At 56.9% G+C, this 18,360-nt stretch carries 14 protein-coding genes and 3 pseudogenes; 3 read left to right on the top strand and 14 right to left on the bottom strand.

The features are described 5' to 3' along the window. Positions 1 to 85: 85 nt before the first annotated feature. From SPE70_RS14760 to SPE70_RS14750, 3 genes and pseudogenes are all read right to left on the bottom strand, one after another. A complete protein-coding gene (locus tag SPE70_RS14760) occupies positions 86 to 1,825 on the bottom strand; it encodes an ATP-binding protein (RefSeq protein ID WP_038422666.1) in 1,740 nt (579 codons plus the stop codon). Position 1,826: 1 nt separating this feature from the next. Further along, the gene (locus SPE70_RS14755) at positions 1,827 to 2,912 is read right to left on the bottom strand and encodes an SIR2 family protein (protein WP_064170300.1); all 1,086 of its coding nucleotides are present in this window, start codon (positions 2,910 to 2,912) and stop codon (positions 1,827 to 1,829) included. A 496-nt stretch (positions 2,913 to 3,408) separates the two neighbouring features. Further along, positions 3,409 to 4,345 (bottom strand): annotated as a pseudogene (locus tag SPE70_RS14750) (LysR family transcriptional regulator). A gap of 116 nt (positions 4,346 to 4,461) precedes the next feature. Here SPE70_RS14750 and SPE70_RS14745 point away from each other — a divergent pair. The 3 genes and pseudogenes from SPE70_RS14745 (at position 4,462) to SPE70_RS14735 (ending at position 7,188) form a co-directional block, all read left to right on the top strand. Next, the gene (locus tag SPE70_RS14745) at positions 4,462 to 5,994 is read left to right on the top strand and encodes an MFS transporter (protein ID WP_131023641.1); all 1,533 of its coding nucleotides are present in this window, start codon (positions 4,462 to 4,464) and stop codon (positions 5,992 to 5,994) included. 143 nt (positions 5,995 to 6,137) lie between these two features. Next, a pseudogene (locus tag SPE70_RS14740) lies at positions 6,138 to 6,251 on the top strand (LuxR family transcriptional regulator); the annotation flags it as partial. Between the two features lie 681 nt (positions 6,252 to 6,932). Further along, positions 6,933 to 7,188 (top strand): annotated as a pseudogene (locus tag SPE70_RS14735) (transcriptional regulator). Between the two features lie 36 nt (positions 7,189 to 7,224). Here the strand turns inward: SPE70_RS14735 and SPE70_RS14730 are convergent. The 11 genes from SPE70_RS14730 to SPE70_RS14680 all read right to left on the bottom strand — a co-directional run bounded on the left by SPE70_RS14730 (position 7,225) and on the right by SPE70_RS14680 (position 18,282). Then, a complete protein-coding gene (locus SPE70_RS14730) occupies positions 7,225 to 7,713 on the bottom strand; it encodes a DinB family protein (RefSeq protein ID WP_012968019.1) in 489 nt (162 codons plus the stop codon). Between the two features lie 117 nt (positions 7,714 to 7,830). Further along, complete coding sequence (locus tag SPE70_RS14725; protein ID WP_008804585.1) at positions 7,831 to 8,349, bottom strand: anti-virulence regulator CigR family protein; 519 nt, start codon at positions 8,347 to 8,349, stop codon at positions 7,831 to 7,833. 377 nt (positions 8,350 to 8,726) lie between these two features. After that, positions 8,727 to 9,698 carry an ABC transporter ATP-binding protein gene (locus SPE70_RS14720; protein WP_064170296.1) on the bottom strand — a complete coding sequence of 324 codons (972 nt, stop codon included), beginning with the start codon at positions 9,696 to 9,698 and terminating at the stop codon, positions 8,727 to 8,729. Next, complete coding sequence (locus SPE70_RS14715; RefSeq protein WP_008804587.1) at positions 9,695 to 10,675, bottom strand: ABC transporter ATP-binding protein; 981 nt, start codon at positions 10,673 to 10,675, stop codon at positions 9,695 to 9,697. Before SPE70_RS14715 ends, SPE70_RS14720 begins: the two co-directional genes overlap by 4 nt. Continuing rightward, positions 10,672 to 11,622, bottom strand: a complete 951-nt coding sequence (gene opp4C, locus SPE70_RS14710) for an oligopeptide ABC transporter permease (protein WP_012541495.1) — start codon at positions 11,620 to 11,622, stop codon at positions 10,672 to 10,674. The genes SPE70_RS14715 and opp4C overlap by 4 nt, the downstream gene beginning before the upstream one ends. Beyond that, positions 11,619 to 12,578: an ABC transporter permease gene (locus SPE70_RS14705; protein ID WP_012968022.1), complete on the bottom strand. Its 960-nt coding sequence runs from the start codon at positions 12,576 to 12,578 to the stop codon at positions 11,619 to 11,621. Before SPE70_RS14705 ends, opp4C begins: the two co-directional genes overlap by 4 nt. A 45-nt stretch (positions 12,579 to 12,623) precedes the next feature. Continuing rightward, positions 12,624 to 14,327, bottom strand: coding sequence for an ABC transporter substrate-binding protein (locus SPE70_RS14700; protein WP_008804590.1), 1,704 nt, complete (start codon positions 14,325 to 14,327; stop codon positions 12,624 to 12,626). 148 nt (positions 14,328 to 14,475) lie between these two features. Then, positions 14,476 to 15,519, bottom strand: coding sequence for a methionine ABC transporter ATP-binding protein (locus SPE70_RS14695; RefSeq protein ID WP_032733145.1), 1,044 nt, complete (start codon positions 15,517 to 15,519; stop codon positions 14,476 to 14,478). Between the two features lie 52 nt (positions 15,520 to 15,571). Further along, a complete protein-coding gene (locus tag SPE70_RS14690; RefSeq protein ID WP_008804592.1) occupies positions 15,572 to 16,348 on the bottom strand; it encodes a MetQ/NlpA family ABC transporter substrate-binding protein in 777 nt (258 codons plus the stop codon). A gap of 31 nt (positions 16,349 to 16,379) precedes the next feature. Then, on the bottom strand, positions 16,380 to 17,054 hold the full coding sequence (locus tag SPE70_RS14685) for a methionine ABC transporter permease (protein ID WP_008804593.1): 675 nt from the start codon (positions 17,052 to 17,054) through the stop codon (positions 16,380 to 16,382). A 1-nt stretch (position 17,055) separates the two neighbouring features. Continuing rightward, complete coding sequence (locus SPE70_RS14680) at positions 17,056 to 18,282, bottom strand: SfnB family sulfur acquisition oxidoreductase (protein WP_012968024.1); 1,227 nt, start codon at positions 18,280 to 18,282, stop codon at positions 17,056 to 17,058. Between the last annotated feature and the right edge of the window lie 78 nt (positions 18,283 to 18,360).

The following is an 18,360-nucleotide window of genomic DNA, read 5'->3' as shown; positions in this document are numbered from 1 at the left end:
TTGCTCTGAATGTACGACTCCATCCAAAGACGGACTTAAACAAACCTAGCCTGTGAAAGCCCCTCGTCCGCGGGGCTATTTCCGGTTATAACCTTGTTCTATTTTGTCGACGCATGTTTTCTACTGCCAGTGCAAAGTCTGTATTGGTAACGTTTTCCTGCCAACGAGACCAAAAATCTATTGTTGCACTTAACGGCTTTTGTGTTGGAGGATCAATTTTAATTCTACTTGGTAGGAGCACTGAATCACCGACAACCATAGCTTCTCCAACATCCATGATAGGGAGTGCCTCTAAAAGGCTTTCCAAGCTTTCGGGTAGTAATTTACGCACTGTCGTTTGGTCATCTGCATTCGTTAAACGCAAAGAAATGATGTTGTTACACTGGCTGAGAATCGTGGCACTTACATCTGAAGGTCTTTGGCTTACAATCATCAATGCAACGCCATATTTACGTCCTTCTTTAGCAATTTTTTCAAATGCTTCAACCGCTCTTCGTTCAACTGGGTTACCTTCTTTTCTTGGTAAGTATAGATGCGCCTCATCACAGACAAAGGCAACTGGTCTACGACTCTTCGGATCAGTCCAGAATTGAACCTGATAGATGATACGTGCAACCAACCCGATTATTACTGGCAATATATCGGCCGGAACCTCTGAAAAGTCGATTACTTTTATGCTTTGTTTTTGCTCACCATACTCCATCAGTTTTTCAGCGATCATGCTCAACGAATCATATAGGTTGTATTTATCAGGACTATTAAAGAGGAAACCATAGCGTCGGTCGTTTAAGCGGCTTGCCATACGAACTAGCAGCCTAGAGAATTCGCCGTTGAAAGGGCCATTTTTAGGACCTCTTGAGCCATCGACCTTCTCTTCGTTTAAATATTTTAGCTTCCCGATGACATTACTCAGAGAATATGGAATTGGACTGTCGAGTGTAAAAGACTGCAGTAGGTCGGTTCTACCATTCGTTTGAAGGAAATCTTTCTTTTGCTCGGTAATTGCATCTTGAACAACCACAACTTGGTTGTGTGCACTGAATTCACTTCGATCAACGAATAATGACTGAATCTCTTCTGAATTGAGCAACCAATAGGGTAGGAATAGTAGAGAATCATCCTCTACATCAACCTCATCCGGCCCTGGTATTCTCAATTGTTTTGCATAGGAAAGTTCTTTATATTCACCGTGCAAATCGAATACCACGAGGTTTGAAGATGGTAGTCGTGAACTTCTTTCAAGAATTGATGCAACCGTCCACGATTTACCTGAACCTGTGCTACCAAGTAGAGCAGCATGTCGCTGAAATAATTTATTTCCATCAACATAAGCGCGTGCATTTTCATTGAGTTTGTAAGAACCTAATTCAAGCGAGTTCTGTCCATTGCCACATTCAGAAATTACACGCATGAATTCTTCTAGATGGGCATCTTTAAGAATGTAACAGGTCGTGTCGATTTCAGGAACGTGGTCTAGAGATCTCGAAAACTTATATTTTTGATCGATGGCATCCCATTTAGCCCCACCCATTAACGTAATCTTGACTGTGTTGACTACGCTATCTTCAAAAGCGTCTATCTCGTCAGCATCATCTTCTTGCACCTCTAGAGTAAGAGTCTGAGCAACTACTGCTTTGATTACCTTATCAATCATGCCAATGAGCCAACATTCTGTTGCTCCGCTTAGTTGCACTGTTACAAGCTGCCCAACTCTGGCCTTACGCAGGTCCTTGTCACTGTTTACCAGAATAGTTACTTTTCTTGTGTCTACTTCACGAATATTACCAAGTATGTAGCTGTCATCATTAAAAGTAAAAAGAGCCATATTACCCACCTAAGAACTCGTTAGTGAAAGCGTCAAAACGCCATAATTCCTTGTCATCTACATGCAGCCAGTTTTCAAACTTTGAATTGTAGATTCTACTTTTATCTGAAGTTGTCTGTTTGCAGATAAGCCACATATTTGGGCATTTATCTAACCATTCCTCGATCCTTGGGTTTGAATCCCTCGTGATCACCAACGCACGGCACTGATCTTGTTCAAGTTTTTGTCTAAATACGTTATTTACCAGTTGTGAATCGTTAAAGCCAAATCCTAAGAACAGAAAACAAGTATGGTTCCCAACTGCGTTGTCATATTCAGCTAACTGTGCTCTATCTTTATGTAATCGCTGATATTTGGCTGTACCCGGAGTGATCATCGCCCGTACGACGCCTTCAGGTTTGTTGAGAATCCAACTATTACACTCAATAAGGTGAGCTTCCCATTCAAATGTATTTAATGACCCATGTGGTTTGTGTAGTCGGACATGTTTGCATTCAACGATTCTTGTTGATTGTCTCGGCTTACCTAAACCTTTATGTATAGATTGAACTGTTTTTTTTGCTTCATTCCAGTCATAACGCTGAAGGAATCCTCCATAAAATCCTGTAATATACGGAATCTTGTGTCGAACAAAGGCGTACTCAGCTAATAAATCGTAATTGGGGGTTGCGACGTGAAGTTGCTTATCGGCCTGTGGCAGAGTCTCAACGAGCTTTTTCAGTAGTGATCCAGCAGGCCAATCGCGTAACCCTGAAATGATTTGGTGGGCGTGAACGTTATCATGATACGCAACAAAGCTTGCAGTTAGTTCGACTATTCGAGTGGTCAGAGTCTCATCCTTGATGAAGTCCATAGCGGATTCAAAATCATGGCTACCCTCATCGAGAACGGAGACAACTTGCTTCCATTGTTGTGCCTGAGTATCTGTCATACCACTGGTCAGCTCGGCTCGGAGGTGACGTTCTAGGGCTGGCATCCCAAAATTTAGATCAAGTGCACATGAAGTTCCTGTACCAAATAAAACAAACGGCTTCTCAGTAAAAAACTCTGCAATCGCTTGATATGCAGACTCCTTCGTCAACTCCATGTCTCTCCCCCACTTAAAACATCTAATTTCAGTGCTTACCACCTAACATCTGCAGCATTAGTACTTTATGCTCTTACTTTATGGCTTCAAGCTTTTATTGCAGAGCAATTATCAAGAATTCTTATTTGTAGAGTTATATCAAGTTTCTGTTAATTGCAGGATTTTCTCCACGTAAACCTGCTTTAGATCATCATTGAGAAAAATGGATGTTATCGCAGCAAGGAAGTCTCTTGCATAGAGTTGGACCCACAGTCAAACCTGTTCCACACTAAAGAATTCATCGTGATGTAATATGCTTCCGTTAATTGCGAGGAGAATTGTGGATGTCCGCTCCTCACTCGCAGCGGACCTTCAACTCAGGTAACCGTTCACCCAGATGTGCTGGTGTGAAAGGTGAAGCGGAGGGCCATGTGCTGCAAATCAAGATTCAGCGGTGCAGACTTTTCTGACCTTAGGGGAAGGGGGCGGCACACTCTGCTTCAGTGGGGGTAGCTAATCACCACAAATTGTTAGACACAAGGGATAGGGGGCGCCGATGCGGGTGACAAAGGTATCTCTGCCGCAGCCATAAAATCGATAAAACAGCGTATTCTCGGTGACAGGTAGCGGCTGGCGGGCCACAGGACGGAGAAATGCCCATCCTTGACGCAACAGCCGGGTAACACCTCCTGCAGTTGTCCCTCATCCATGGCCTCGCGCACGACAAAATCAGGCACATAAGCGATGCCCATCCCCGCCGCGCTTAAGCGAATGGCGGCCTCAATGTTATTGACCGTCATCACGGCCGTGGCCCTGAAATCTCCCGTCAGCCGCATATCGCGCAGTTCCCAGGGCTGGATCAGCCCCGTCGAGGGGAAGCGGAAAAAAATGCACTTGTGCGCCGCTAATTCCGCTGGCGAGCCGGGGACGCCGTATTCCGCCAGATAGGCCGGACTGGCGCAGAGCACAAAACGAAAGCCACCCAGCTTTCTGGCGATCAACCGGGAGTCCGCTAATTCACCGCTGCGGATAGCGACATCGAATCCTTCATCGATCAGATTGACCAGCCGGTCACTAAAGTCGAGATCCAGTTCAACCTGCGGATAAAGATGGGTAAAGGCGGTGAAGGCGGGGAGCAGCAGGCGGTAGCCAATGACGGGCAGTGAAATCCTCAGTTTGCCGGTGGGCTGTGAGAGACTGCTGGTCAGCTCTGACTCGGCCTCCTGGATCTGCTCCAGGATACTCTGGCAGCGGGTCAGAAACGCGGCCCCCTCCGCCGTCAGGCTGACGTTTCTGGTGCTGCGGTTGAACAGCCGGACCCCCAGTTTATGCTCAAGCCGGGCGACATTCTTACCCACCGCCGAGGCAGATATGCCCAGCAGCCTGGCGGCCTGAACAAAGCTTAGCGTTTCGGCGGTGCGGACAAAGGACGTCAGCGAGGTGAGGCTGTCCATTGATTATAAACCTTATGTCTCTTAAGAAGATATTTTCAGTCTATTTATCGGCATTAACATCCGCAATAGGATGGCGACAGTTTATTCATTTCTTGCCGACTGATGAGGGCCGCCCGATGTTACTCACCGCCAGAACACCTTCCCGATACGCCAGCGCCCTGGCCGCGCTTTCTGTCTTTATGGCGGCCTTGCTGCTGCCGTTAAGTTTTACCGGGGGCGTCATGACCACCCCCGCGATACAGCAGTCGCTGGGCGGCTCTCCCGCTGCGCTGTCGTGGCTGACCAATGGCTTTATGCTGACTTTCGGCAGCTTTTTGCTGGCCGCAGGGGTGACGGCGGATGCCATCGACAGAAAACGTATTTTTATCGCCGGCGCCGCGCTGTTTTGCCTGAGCAGCCTGCTGTTTTGCCTGACGCACAATCTCTTCCTGTCAGGCGTGTTGAGGGCTCTGCAGGGCCTGGCCGCGGCGATGATTTTAGCCAGCGGCAGTGCGGCGCTGGCCCAGCTGTATGATGGCGCTCAGCGGACCCGGGCATTCAGCATCCTGGGCACGGTGTTCGGCGCCGGCCTGGCGTTTGGCCCGCTGCTGATCGGCTTCATGACCGACGCGGTGGGTTGGCGCGGCGTATACGCCCTGTTTGCGCTGCTCTCGGCGATAGTTCTGCTTATCGGTCTGGCGTATCTGCCTGCGGCAGAAAAAAGCGAGCCGCGGACACCCGACAACCTCGGCTTACTCCTGTTTACGCTGGCCCTGATGCTGTTTACTGCATCGCTTATGGTCATTCCGGCCCGCGGTTTTTTATCCCTGACCACGCTGGCCTTGCTCATCGCGTCGGGGGGGCTGTTCGTGGCGTTTGTCGTACGCTGCCGGAGGGTGAACAACCCGGTGCTGGACATCTCCCTGCTGCGCCATCCGCGTTTTGTCGGCGTACTGTTGCTGCCTGTCGCCACCTGCTGTTGCTACGTTGTCCTGCTGATTATTGTTCCACTGCATTTTATGGGCGGAGAGGGGATGAGTGAGTCGCAGAGCGCACTGTATCTGATGGCGCTGACCACGCCGATGCTGGTTTTCCCATCCGTTGCGGCCCTGCTCACCCGCTGGTTTTCACCGGGGCACGTGTCCACGGCGGGACTGATGATGGCCTCCATCGGGTTGCTGTTGCTGGGGAACGCTTTTCACAGCCACCATCTCCCGCAGCTGGTGCTGGCGCTGATCCTCTGTGGAGCAGGGGCGGCGTTTCCCTGGGGGCTGATGGACGGCCTGGCGATTTCCGCTGTGCCGGTGGCGAAAGCCGGTATGGCGGCAGGCCTGTTCAACACCGTTCGCGTTGCCGGCGAGGGGATCGCCCTGGCGATAGTCTCCGCGGTATTAACGGCAAGCAATACCCTGACCCTGCAGAGTCGCGTTCACGGGTATGCGCCTGAGGTGATTGAGCGCGCCGCAGGCTGGCTGGGGGCCGGCAATATGCCGCAGGCGGCTGCGCTTTTGCCTGACTTTTCCCTCCGGGCGCTGCGCGAGAGCTATGACTCTGCTTATACGCTACTGTTTAGCGGGCTGGCGGTCGTCACCCTGGTGTGCGCCCTGATGGTCTGGCGGACGCTATGCCGGAAGGCGGGCGCTATCCAAACCCGCGACAGTGGATCCTGAACCCCTTGATAGCGCGGTGGCGTCACGCTTCCCGGGCTGCTCAGCGAACCGGAACTGTCATTGTTTCACTGGCGGAACTATGCTGATTAGAGCGGCCACATGCGCCGCCCCGGCCGCGGAAACAGTGACTCACAGGTGGCGGTATGGCGATTGATCCGGAACTGATTTACATTGAGATCCTGGAAACGGTGCTGACGGCCACCCTGGATCCCGATTTGTGGAAATCGGCATTGCAGAAACTGGCGTTACTGACCGGCCATCAGTACGCGGCATTTCTGTTTTACGATAAAGGCAACGCCCATCTGTTGACCGATTCATTCCTGCTCGAGGAAAAAGTCTTTGCCGCCTATCGCGATGTATTTCTGGCTATCGATCCCGCCGAAAAAATATTGACCGCGTTACCGGTCGGGCAAATATATCGGGACCGCGAGTATTTGGGCGATAAGTTTATTGCCGGCAGCGTCTATTACAATGAATTTCATCACCCCAACGACCTGAATAATCTCACCAGCGTCAAGCTGTGCACCATCAATGGCTATGCCACCTATCTGTCACTGATGACGGCCAATACGGCGGCTTATCCGCAGCCGGTGCAGTTTGAACTGTTCAGGCGCCTGATCCCGGCGTTAAAAACCGCCTGCCAGCTTCACGCCCGCTTTGAACAGCTGCGGGACACCATAAAATACCAGAGCGCGGTGATGGACAACGGGATCTACCCGGTATGGCTGGTGGATCATGGCGGTAAAATTCTCTACGCCAGCGCGCATGCCGAACGCTATCTGCGCGCCAACGCCCGCCTCTCCTGGTATAGCGGGGGCGATACGCTGTGCCTCAATACCGACAGTAAAAAACTCAAACGCGCCATCGAGCAGGCCACCCGGACGGCAGAGCCGCCGAAGGCAGGGCTGTGCTATACCGCCGGGCGTCAGCCGAAACCGATCCTCGTGATCCCGGCAGCCCGTCTTGCCGGGGTCGCCTGCGTGATTATTCCCGAGCCGTTTCTCACCGGCAGCGCCTTGATGGAGCTGTTTAACGTCAAGCCCGCCGAGAATGCGGTGGCGGAGCTGCTGGTGCGGGGCATGACCCCGGATGAATGCGCCTTACATCTGGGCGTATCCATCGCCACCATCAGAACCCACCTCAGCGCCCTGTACCGGAAAACCCATACTCGTCATCAGGCAGAACTTCTGCTGATCCTCCGCGCGATTCACGGCTGATGGTTTCGCATCCTCAGGAATGATGGTCGCGCAGGAAAACCGTCAGCACCTCTTTCGGCGGCACACCGCCGCATTCGCCAATCATCCAGCCCACCGCCCCACGGTGATAGGCGCCGTGAAAGAGCATGTGGTTCAGCATCTCCATCGCGGTCATATTGCCGTCACCGCCGTCGACAAATTTGAAGGCGATACGTTCGTGGAAATCGGCGGGGGTCATGGCGCTGACGTACTGAATGTATTCGTCCGTACAAGCGGTCATGGCCGTTTCCAGCGCATCAACGGTTGGCGTCTCGGGGGTATTCAGCGCGGTGTAACCGTGCGGCCTGCCGCGCAGGTTCGCCCGGAAAATCATGTCAACGACATGGATATGGTTCATCAGCCTGATGGTCAGGTGACGTTTTTCGCCATATACCGTACCGTCAATTGCGCGGATCGCCTGTAAGGTGGCAAGGTCAATCCAGCGCTTGTATTTCAACAGCGTCACTACTGTGTCTTTGTCCATAGTCTGTCCCGGGTTGGTTGAGCCATTATCTTAGCGATTATGCCAGTGAGTTGTCATTCTCCAGCGCCAGGCACAAAAAAGCCTCGCCGGGGCGAGGCTTTTCAATAAGCTGGTGATTTAGTCAAACACACCGTTAATCACGGCGGTCACGATGGCAGTGCTCAGGGCGACCAGCACCAGGTCATCGCCGACCGCGCGCCATTCATAGCCTGGATAATAGGGCAGGTCGTTAATCATGGAAGCCGGCAGGGTCTTTTTCGCGATACCCGGAGGGAGCGGTTTGCCGCGGGCAACATTTTTGGCGATACCCGGAGGCAGCGCCTGATAGCCGACCAGACCGTAGTTCACGGCAAGGGAGCGCGCCCGTGAGAAGCTAATATCGCTGTCGACGTGGTCGGGTTTACCGTAGTTTTTGCGGTTGCCATGCTCGTCAGCAGACTGACCTTTATTCTGGCCTTTATTACCATGGTCGCCATTATTGCCATGATTGCCGCTATTGCCATGGTTACCACTGTTCCCGTGATTACCACCGCCATTACCGTTGCCATTACCCGGGTTGGCATACGCCGGCGCGGCCATGACGGCAAGAGAAATAACCGCCGCCAGTGCTGTTTTAAGAGTGCGACGCTTAAGCATGATGTTGTTTCCTTAATGGGGAGTGCACGCTTAAAACATAAGAGAAAGCTATACCCCTGGCAATCTCATCATTTCTTATTTTTTGCCGGTTTTTAATCACCGGCGGGAAAGATAAAGGGAAAGGGATAGCGGGGCGCGGACAGGCAATTCCATTGCTGCGTTTTGACAGACGGGCGACCGCGCCCCGCTAAATGTGTTGCCGACAGGATCGCTCCCGGGCGTAGAGAAAAAAATGCCCGAAGCCATCGGGCAAAAATGAACAAAAATATTACGCTTCATTCATAACGCGTCTCACAAGACGGGGCGGATAGTAAATCCTGGCGCTGCCGTGCACAATCGGACGGTTGTTTAGAAATAAATAACCCCATCGACTGTGCTCAGGACGCGACCCCATGGCAGGCGACCCGATGGCCCGGGGCCACCTCGCGCAGCGCCGGAGCTTCTCTCCTGCACCGCTCGCTGACCTGCGGGCAGCGGGATGAAAAGCGGCAGCCGGGGGGCGGATTGGCCGGATCCGGGATCTCACCTTGCACCAGCGCCTGCGGTTCACTGTGCGGATCGAGGGTGGGCACCGCGGCCAGCAGGGCGCGGGTATAGGGATGGAGGGGGCGGCTGAACAGCGCATCGCGGCTGGCGCTTTCCACCAGCTGTCCCAGATACATCACCGCCACATCATCACATAAATGTTCCACCACCCCGAGGTCATGGGAGATAAACAGGAACGTGACGCCGCGCTCGTCGCGCAGGTCGGAAAACAAATTGATGATCTGCGCCTGAATCGACACATCAAGGGCCGAGATGGGCTCATCGGCGACGATAAAATCCGGATTGAGGATCAGCGCCCGGGCAATACCGATCCGCTGGCGCTGGCCGCCGGAGAACTGATGCGGGAAGCGGGCATAGTGCTCCGGCGCCAGGCCACAGATCTTCATCACGGCGATCACCCGGTCATACAGCTCATCGCGGGTGCACAGCTTGTGCTGCAGCATGGCCTCGCCAATCGCGTCGCCAACACGAAGCCGCGGGTTCAGCGAGCTATAGGGGTCCTGAAACACCAGCTGCATTCTGGGCCGGATGGCGCGCAGGGCAGGCGCGGTCAGGTCGGCCAGCTCCTGACCGTGAAATTTCACGCTGCCAGCACTCTTCTCATACAGGCCAAGCAGGGTCCGGCCGACGGTGGTTTTACCACTGCCGGACTCGCCCACCAGGCCAAAAATGGTGCCCGGACGGATGTTAAAGCTGACGCCGTCCACCGCGCGAAGCTCGCCGGTCTGCTGGCCAAACAGGCCGTCGTGCAGCGGAAAATATTTTTTCAATCCATCCACTTCAATAACATAGTGTTCGCTCATGCTGTCGCCTCCGCAAATTCGCTGTAAAAGCAGGCGGCCCGCTGGCGCTCACCGAGCAGCGGCGGAATCGCCTCCCGACAGCGCGCCGTCGCCCGCTCGCAGCGCCCGGCAAAGGCGCAGCCCGCCGGCAGAGCGGCCAGATCCGGCACCTGGCCGGGAATAGAGTACAGCCGCCGACGCCGCTCACCCGGCACCGGGCGGGAGGCGATCAGCCCACGCGTGTAAGGATGTTGCGGATGCCGTAGCACCTCTGCGGTGGCGCCCTGTTCCACGATCCGTCCGGCATACATCACCACTACCTGCTCGGCCATCTGCGCGATCACTCCAAGATCGTGGGTAATCAGCATCATCGCCATCTGGCTGGCCCGCGCCCGGTCGCGCAGCAGGCGCAGGATTTGCGCCTGCACGGTGACGTCCAGCGCGGTGGTCGGTTCGTCGGCAATCAGCAGTTTGGGCTGACAGCTTAGCGCCATGGCGATCATTACCCGCTGCAGCATGCCGCCGGAAAGCTGGTGAGGATAGCGGGTCATCAGGCTGTCGCCGCGCGCCAGGCCGACCTCGCTTAACAGCTGGATGGCCTGCTGCCAGGCGGCTTTCGGCGTGGCGCCGAGGTGGCGGATCAGCGGTTCGCACAGCTGCTCCCCGATGGTCAACACCGGGTTCAGGGCCGACATCGGTTCCTGAAAGATCATGGCCAGTTGGTGGCCGCGCAGGTCGGCCATCTGTCTGGCTTTCAGCCGCAGCAGATCGCGGTCCGCGAAGCGGATCTCGCCGCCGTCGATGCGCGCCGCCTGCGGTGGCAGGAGACCCATCAGCGCCATGGCGGTGACGCTTTTGCCGCAGCCGGATTCGCCCACCACGCCAACGGTTTGTCCGGCCTGAATGGTGAAAGAGACCTCCTGCACCGCGCGCACGCGGGTGCGTTCGCCGGCGAAAGAGACGGAGAGATGATTAAAGGAGACTAACGGCGTGGTCATTTCAGCCTCGGTTTCATATTGGGATCCATGGCGTCGCGCAGGCCGTCGCCCAGCACGTTGATGGCGATCACGGTGATAAAGATGGCGATGCCCGGCGGCATCCACAGCCAGGGGCGGCGCTGGAAATCGATCAGGCTATTGGCAGCATCCATCATATTGCCCCATGACGGCGTCGGCGGTACCACGCCGAGGCCGAGATAGCTCAGCGCGGATTCACTGAGAATGGCGTTGGCGACGGCCATGGTCGCCATCACCACCAGAATCGGAATGGTATTCGGCAGCAGGTGGCCAAACAGCCGGCGACGCGCCGACAGGCCCAGCACCTGGGTGGCCAGCATAAAATCGCGTTCGCGCAGGGAGAGACATTGTCCGCGCACCAGCCGCGCCAGTCGGGGCCACTCCAGCAGGCTGAGCATCACCACCACCATATAAATGCGCGAGTCCGGGGAAAAATCGAGCTCAGAAAGCATCGCCCCGGCGACGATCAACAGCGGTAACCCGGGGATAGTCATCACCAGGTCGGCCACCCGCATGATCAATTTGTCGGTTAACCCGCCGACATAACCCGAGAGGGCGCCGAGCAGGTAGCCGAGGCACACCGACATCACCATGGTCAGCAGGCCGATAATCAGCGAGATGCGCCCGGCCAGCAGCAGGCGGGTGTAGACATCGCGACCAAGAAAATCGGTCCCGAGCCAGTGTTCCGCCCCGGGCGGCTGGTTGATGCTCAGGGCATCGGTGGCATCATCTCTCCATGGCGACCAGACGGGCCCCAGCACGCACCATACCGCCATCACCGCCAGCAGGATCAGGCAGAACATGGCCAGCCGGTTACGGCGCAGCTGTCGCCACCCCTGGCGCCAGGGAGAGGGGGGAATATGCGCCAGCGCCGGGATAGCCGCCTGCCGCTGGCGGCGACGGGAAGCAAAGTAAGACAGGATCATCATGACCTCACCCGAATACGCGGATCGGCCCAGGCGTACAGCACGTCGGCGAGCAAATTCCCGACGATCGTCAGCACCGCCAGAAACAGGGTAAACCCCATCAGCACCGGATAGTCGCGGGCGGCCAGCGAGTCGATATGGATGTGGCCTGCCCCCGGCCAGTTGAACACCTTTTCGGTAATGATCGCCCCGGAGAACAGCCCCGGCAGCTCGAAGCCCAGCAGGGTGATAATCGGCAGCAGGGCGTTGCGCAGGGCATGCTTGAGGATCACCGTGCGCTCCTGCAATCCCTTGGCGCGAGCGGTACGGATAAAATCCATTTTCACCACGTCGAGCATACTGGCGCGCACATAGCGCGTCAGGCTGCCCGCCTGCAGCATCACCAGCGCCAGCACCGGCAGCGCCAGGTGGGCGGCCACTTGCAGCACATACTGCCAGCCGCTCTCGTCGCTGCCGGTATTGGTCATCCCGCCTACCGGTAGCCAGTGGAGATCGACGGCGAACCATTTAATCAGCAGCAGGCAGAGGAAAAAGGTGGGGAACGACATGGCGGCAAACACCGCGACGCTCACCAGATGATCAAACCAGGAGCCGGGTCGCAGGGCAGAAACCACGCCGACCGCCAGGCCAATGCCCCAGTAAAAGACCAGCGCGACGCTGGCCAGCAGAAAAGAGTTCCAGATGTACTGGTTGAGCAACTGGCTGACCGGGATCTGATACTGCAGTGAAAAGCCTAAATCACCGCGCAGCAGCTGTCCCAGCCAGTGGAGGTAGCGGGTGAACAGCGGCTGGTCGAGGCCGTAAATCGCCTTCAGCTCTGCGGCGCGGGCGGCGGTCAGGGTGACATTGCCATCGATAAAGTCGCCGGGGGTTTTGGCAAACAGCATAAAAATAATGAAGGAGGCCAGCAGCAGCATCGGCAGCGTTTGCAGCAAGCGCCTCAGGATGAAATTTTTCATGATGGTCTCACATCAGCCGCCGGTTAACCCGGCGGCCAGGGGGATTTACTTGACGATTTTTACATCCGGCAGGCTGCCGGTCAGGCCGTTGTAGATATCCGGCTTAAAGCCGCTGACGCGGGCGCTGCTGGCGGAAAGAATGTTGCGATAGCCAAGCAGGATCACCGGCGGATCGTCGGCCAGCACTTTATACAGCTGGTGGTAGATCGGCTTGCGCTGTTCAATGTCGAGCACCGCGTTGCCGGCGTTAATCAGCTTATCGACTTCCGCGTTATGGTAGCCGGACTCTTTAGCTTCGCTGCTGTAAAAATCCCATACCCCATCGTGCGGGTCGTTGAGGGTGCTGGTGCTAAAGGAGGCCAGATCGTAATTTCCGGCTTTACGCTGCGCCATCAGGGCATTGAAATCCACCACCTGCGGCTTCAGCAGTACGCCAATCTGCCGCCAGTTCTCCTTGGCGATGGGGATCAGAGCGTCGTTGAGCACCTTCTTGCTCACCAGCAGGGTCAGCTCCAGGCGCTGGCCGTCTTTGGCGCGGATACCGTCGGCGCCAGGTTTCCAGCCGGCCTCATCCAGCAGCTTTTTGGCCTGTGCCGGATCGTAAGGGTAAGGGTTGACGCCTTCAGCGTTAAAGGCCCAGGAGATCGGGGCGATCGGCTCGATGGCGACTTTGCCGTACCCCTGATAGACCACGTCGATCAGCTTCTGCCGATCCAGACCGTAAATCAGCGCCTGGCGCACGCGCTTATCCTGCAGCGCCGGGCGATGCACGTTGAACTCCACCTGGCTGTAGTCGCTGGAGCCGTAAAGATTAATGTTGGCGAAGCCGAGCATTTTCAGCTGCTCAATATCGTCGGGGCGTGAGGTAAAGGCGTCATAGTCGGTCTCCCCGGTCTGGAACAGCTGGAAGTTGGTCGACGGATTGGTCACGCGGTAGATAAAGCGCGGTGTTGGCGGCGTTCCGCGGTAAAAATGGCTATTGGCATGGAAGCGTATTTCCTGACCGGGAATGTATTTGTCGTACACGTAAGGGCCGTTGCCCAGCGGCTTGCCGTGCAGTGAACGCAGATAGTCGAGATTTCCCCTCTGATATCCTTTGCCGTACCAGGCTTTCGACAGCACCGGCCCGCCAATTTTGGCCAGCGTGGTGGCGCCTGGCTGCGTGGTAGTCACCTGCAGGGTGAGCGGGTCGATGACCTTCAGGCCGCTGACGCTGTCAGCCTTGCCGGCTTTGTAGTCCGCGCCGCCGGCGATATTGGCCAGGGTGATGTCGGTATCGCCATCATATTTGGGGTCGAGCAGGACCGTCAGGGTAAAGGCGACATCTTCCGCCGTCAGCGGTGAACCATCGCTGAAGGTCAGGCCAGGGCGCAATTTGATGGTATAGACTTTACTGTCCGGGCTGACCGTCCAGCTCTCCGCCAGTCCCGGGACCAGTTTACCCTGACTGTCCCAGTCGATCAGGCGTGAAAAAATGACGTTAGTCACGTTCTCATCCCAGCCGTTGACGAAAAAGTAGGGGTTAAAGATCCCCTGCGGCTCGGAGATCCCGGCCACCACCGTGTCTTTCCGCAGTTTGGCGCTGGCCGGGATCTGGCTGGCGTCGGTGGCCGGGGTGATGCCTTCTTTCAGGATCCCTTCCGCATGGGCAACAGAAGAAAATGCTACCACGCCGCCGAGCAGGGCCACTTTTAGCGCCAGGGCGAAGCGGGTTTTTCGGGTTTTTAATCCTTGTTGTAATCTGGACAAAAGTGCTACCTCATCAAATAATTGCGTGGTTATTTACAATTCATGACGAAAGATAAGAGGCGCACTTCGCCCTGTCTAACACTGAAACGCTATGATTTATAACTAATTATCCTTAGCAAAGGATCGGGAATATAATCCCATTCGATGGCTAAGAAGCAGTGGTTTCCGCTGTCTGATGATGGTGGGTCAGAATGCTGTCTGCGACCCAGCCATCCTGCGCCAGCGCGCTGGCGGCCAGCGGCCCGCTCAGCCGGACCTGCAGCTGGCCGATCACCCGGCCCTGAATGCGCTCGCAGTTGCTGTACAGCAGTCGGGCGTCGCCTCCCAGCAGGCTGGCGATATGCTGCAGATTGGGTTCGCGACCGCTGCTGCCGTCAAAACGTAAGGTCACGATCTGCTCGCCGTCGCGCAGCGCTGGCCCGGCCTCCGGGCGATCGGGGTGCTGCAGGCCGAGCATGGCGCGCGTCACCGGGTGCTGCGGGTTGCCAAACACGCGCCAGACATCGCCCTGTTCGACAATGCGCCCGCCCTCAAGCACGCTGACCCGATCGCAGAGGGTGCGAATGACCTCCATTTCGTGGGTGATCAGCACGATTGTCAGGCCCAGGCGCTGGTTAATCTCCTTGAGCAGGGTTAGCACCGACAGGGTGTTTTCCGGATCCAGCGCCGAGGTTGCCTCATCGCACAGCAGAATTTCCGGCTGAGTGACCAGCGCCCGGGCGATGCCGGTCCGCTGTTTCTGGCCACCGGAGAGGCGGGCCGGGTAGCTGTCGCGCAGCGCGCTGAGGCCCACCAGCTCAAGCATCTCGCTGACCCGACGCTGGCGTTCGCCGGCCGGGACGCCAGCCATCTTCAGCGGCAAGGCGATGTTCTGCGCCACGGTTTTGGTGGCCATCAGGTTAAAGTGCTGAAAAATCATCGCCACCCGCCGACGCAGATCGCGCAGCTGGCGCGTGGAGTAGCGCACGGTTGACTCGCCGTGGATGAACATCTCGCCGCTGTCGGCATTTTCCAGACGATTAAACAGGCGCAGCAGGGTGGATTTTCCGGCGCCGCTGCGGCCGATGATGCCGAAAATTTCGCCCTGACGGATGGTCAGGTCAATGTCCTGTAGCGCCTGCACGCCGTTAGGATAGGCTTTGCTGATACCAGCAAACTCAATGTGGGTCGGTGGGGCGGGGATATGCGTCACGATGATGCGCTCCGTTAGCCCGGGCAGCGGCTGACGCCGCTGCCCGCGGTGATTAGAATCCAGGTAAAATTTTGCCCTGATAACGCGTAAGAATGAACTGACGAACCGCGTCCGAATGCAGCGCCTGCGCCAGCTTCTGAATGCCCGGGTCCTGAATGTTGTCCGGGCGCGCCACCAGATATTCGACGTACAGATCGCTGCCTTTTTCCACCAGCAACGCTTTATCGGTGTCGATACCAGCCTCCAGCGCATAGTTGGCAAAGATAAAGGCCAGGTCGACCTGCTTCACCGCGCGCGCCAGCATGGCGCCCTCCAGTTCGCGGATCTTAAAGTGATGCGGGTTGCTGGTAATGTCCTTGGTTGCCGATTGCGGGTTGTGCGGATCCTTGAGGGTAATCAGCCCGGCGTTGCTTAACATCACCAGCGCGCGGCCGGTGTTCACCGGATCGTTAGGGATGGCGATCGTGGCGCCGTCAGGCACCGCGGCGAGGGTCGTGTATTTGCTGGAGTAGGCGCCGAAGGGCTCGATATGCACTCCCACCACCGGTACAAGGTTGGTGTGGCGGGTCTGGTTGTAGTTATCGAGGAATGGCCGGTACTGGTAGTAGTTGGCGTCGAGGTGTTTCTCCGCCAGCTGCTGGTTAGGCTGAATAAAATCGTTAAACACCTTGACCTGTAAATCGACGCCTTCCTTTGCCAGCACCGGCTTCACAAATTCAAGGATTTCCGCATGCGGCACCGGCGTGGCGCCGACAATCAGCGTCTCGTTAGCCAGCGCTGCGGTGGAGAAGAGGGCCAGCAGTCCGGCGGCAATAATGGATTTTTTCATGATAAGGGTTTCCTGAGCAGAGAAGGGTAAGTTATTTGCGGCTGACGTAGCGCACCAGGCGGTCGCCGCTCATTTGCAGAAGCTGTACCAGCGCAATCAGCATCAGGACGGTGACCACCATCACGTCAGTCTGAAAGCGCTGATAACCAAAACGAATGGCCAGATCGCCCAGCCCGCCGCCGCCGATCACCCCCGCCATCGAGGTGTAGTCGACCAGCAAAATGGCCGTCACGGTCACGGCGGCGATCAGCCCGGCCCGCGACTCCGGCAGCAGCGTGTGCCAGATAAGCTGCCAGGTGCTGCCGCCCATCGACCAGCTGGCCTCCACCAGGCCGTGCTCCACTTCGCGCAGGGCGGTTTCCACCAGCCGGGCGAAGAACGGGGCGCAGCCGGCGACCAGCGGCGGAATGGTTCCTTCCACCCCCAGCGAGGTGCCGGTCAGCAACGTGGTCACCGGGATCATCACGATGAGCAAAATGATGAACGGCAGGGATCGCAGTACGTTGACGCACAATGACAGCAGGCGGTAAAGGCGCGGGGCGTACAGCAAACGCGGCTCACCGGTGAGATAGAGCACAATCCCCAGCGGAAGCCCCAGCAGTACGGTCCATCCCAGCGACCAGGCCAGCATGGTAAGGGTATCGAGGGCGGCCTGGGCCACATCGTTCCAGTCGATTTCCGCGAAAAACGCCAGCAGACTCGTCATATCAGTTCCAGTCATGTCGTTGCGGGCGAATGCCGTTCAGCACCCAGTTGCCAAGCAGCTGATACTTCCAGCGAACCGGGTCGTGCAGGGTGTGCACCCGGGCATTGCGCCAGTGGCGGTCGAGGTTGAGCGACTCACCGGTGGCGCGAGTGCCCCCCAGCTCGAACAGGCGGCTGGCGGACTCCAGCGCCACTTCGGTGGTCCAGATTTTGGCGCGGGCGACGGCCAGCGACGCCTCGGCGACATGCTCCTCGCTGAGGTCATTTTTATAGCGGTCGAGCACCCGTCCCGCCCGCTCCAGCAGCGCGTCGGCTGCCGCAAGGCGGCTGTCCAGTTGACCGATATGGTAGATAGTCAGCGGATCGTCGCTCGCCCGCGCCACACCGGCGTCGATCCACGGCCGGGCGCTGTGGCGCACAAACGCCACGGTATCGTCCAGCGCCGCGCGGGCGATCCCGGCATCTATTGCCGCGGTGGTCAACTGGGCGAAGGGGCCGGCAAGAGTCGGGCTGGCGTAGGACTTCCAGGTTGGGAAAAGGTGGAAAGGATTAACCGGAAGATTATCGGCCAGCACGGTGCCGCTGGCGGTGGTGCGCTGACCGAGGCACGCCCAGTCATTGACCACCGTCAGCCCCGGGCTGTTCTGGGGGACGAAAGCGAGCTGGGCGCGATCGTCGGCGTCCAGCGCCAGAATGCCAATCCAGTGGGCGTACAGCGAGCCGGTGCAGTAGCCTTTACGACCATTGATCCGCAGACCGTCTGCACCTTCCTCGATACGGGTACGAATATCAAGGACCGTTTTCCCCCCGGTTTCCGACAGGGCATTGGCGAAGCGATAGCCCTGTAATACCTGGGCGAAAAAGAACGCCTGCTGGTCGTCGCTGCCCTGCAGACGAATATCCTCCAGCAGGCAGTAGTGGTTCTGGGGGATCTGGCCTAACGACGGATCCGCCGCAGAGAGAATGGCGATAACCTGCGCGAGGGTCGCGGCCGAGACCTCGGCGCCGCCAAAGCGGCGCGGCACCGTGATGCCCCACAGTCCGCTGTTGGAATAGGTGTTGACGATCTCCGCCGGGACAATGCCCGTGCGGTCGCGCTCGGCGGCGCCGGGTTTGAGCACGGCGGCGATCTCATGGGCGATGGCGAGGGCTTCCGCATCGCTGGCAATAATATGCGCCTGCGGCGTGGACTGGGTGTAAGGCTGTGCGGGTGAACTGGCTGACATCATCTTCTCTCTTATTCAGTGAATAGCTTATGCACAAATTAGATAAATAAATAATTCATAATGCCTGTGGGTTATATGTGT

Source organism: Klebsiella sp. ZJOU C1, assembly GCF_035620215.1.
GTDB lineage: Bacteria > Pseudomonadota > Gammaproteobacteria > Enterobacterales > Enterobacteriaceae > Klebsiella > Klebsiella variicola.
This window is presented reverse-complemented; position numbering and strand designations above follow the sequence as displayed.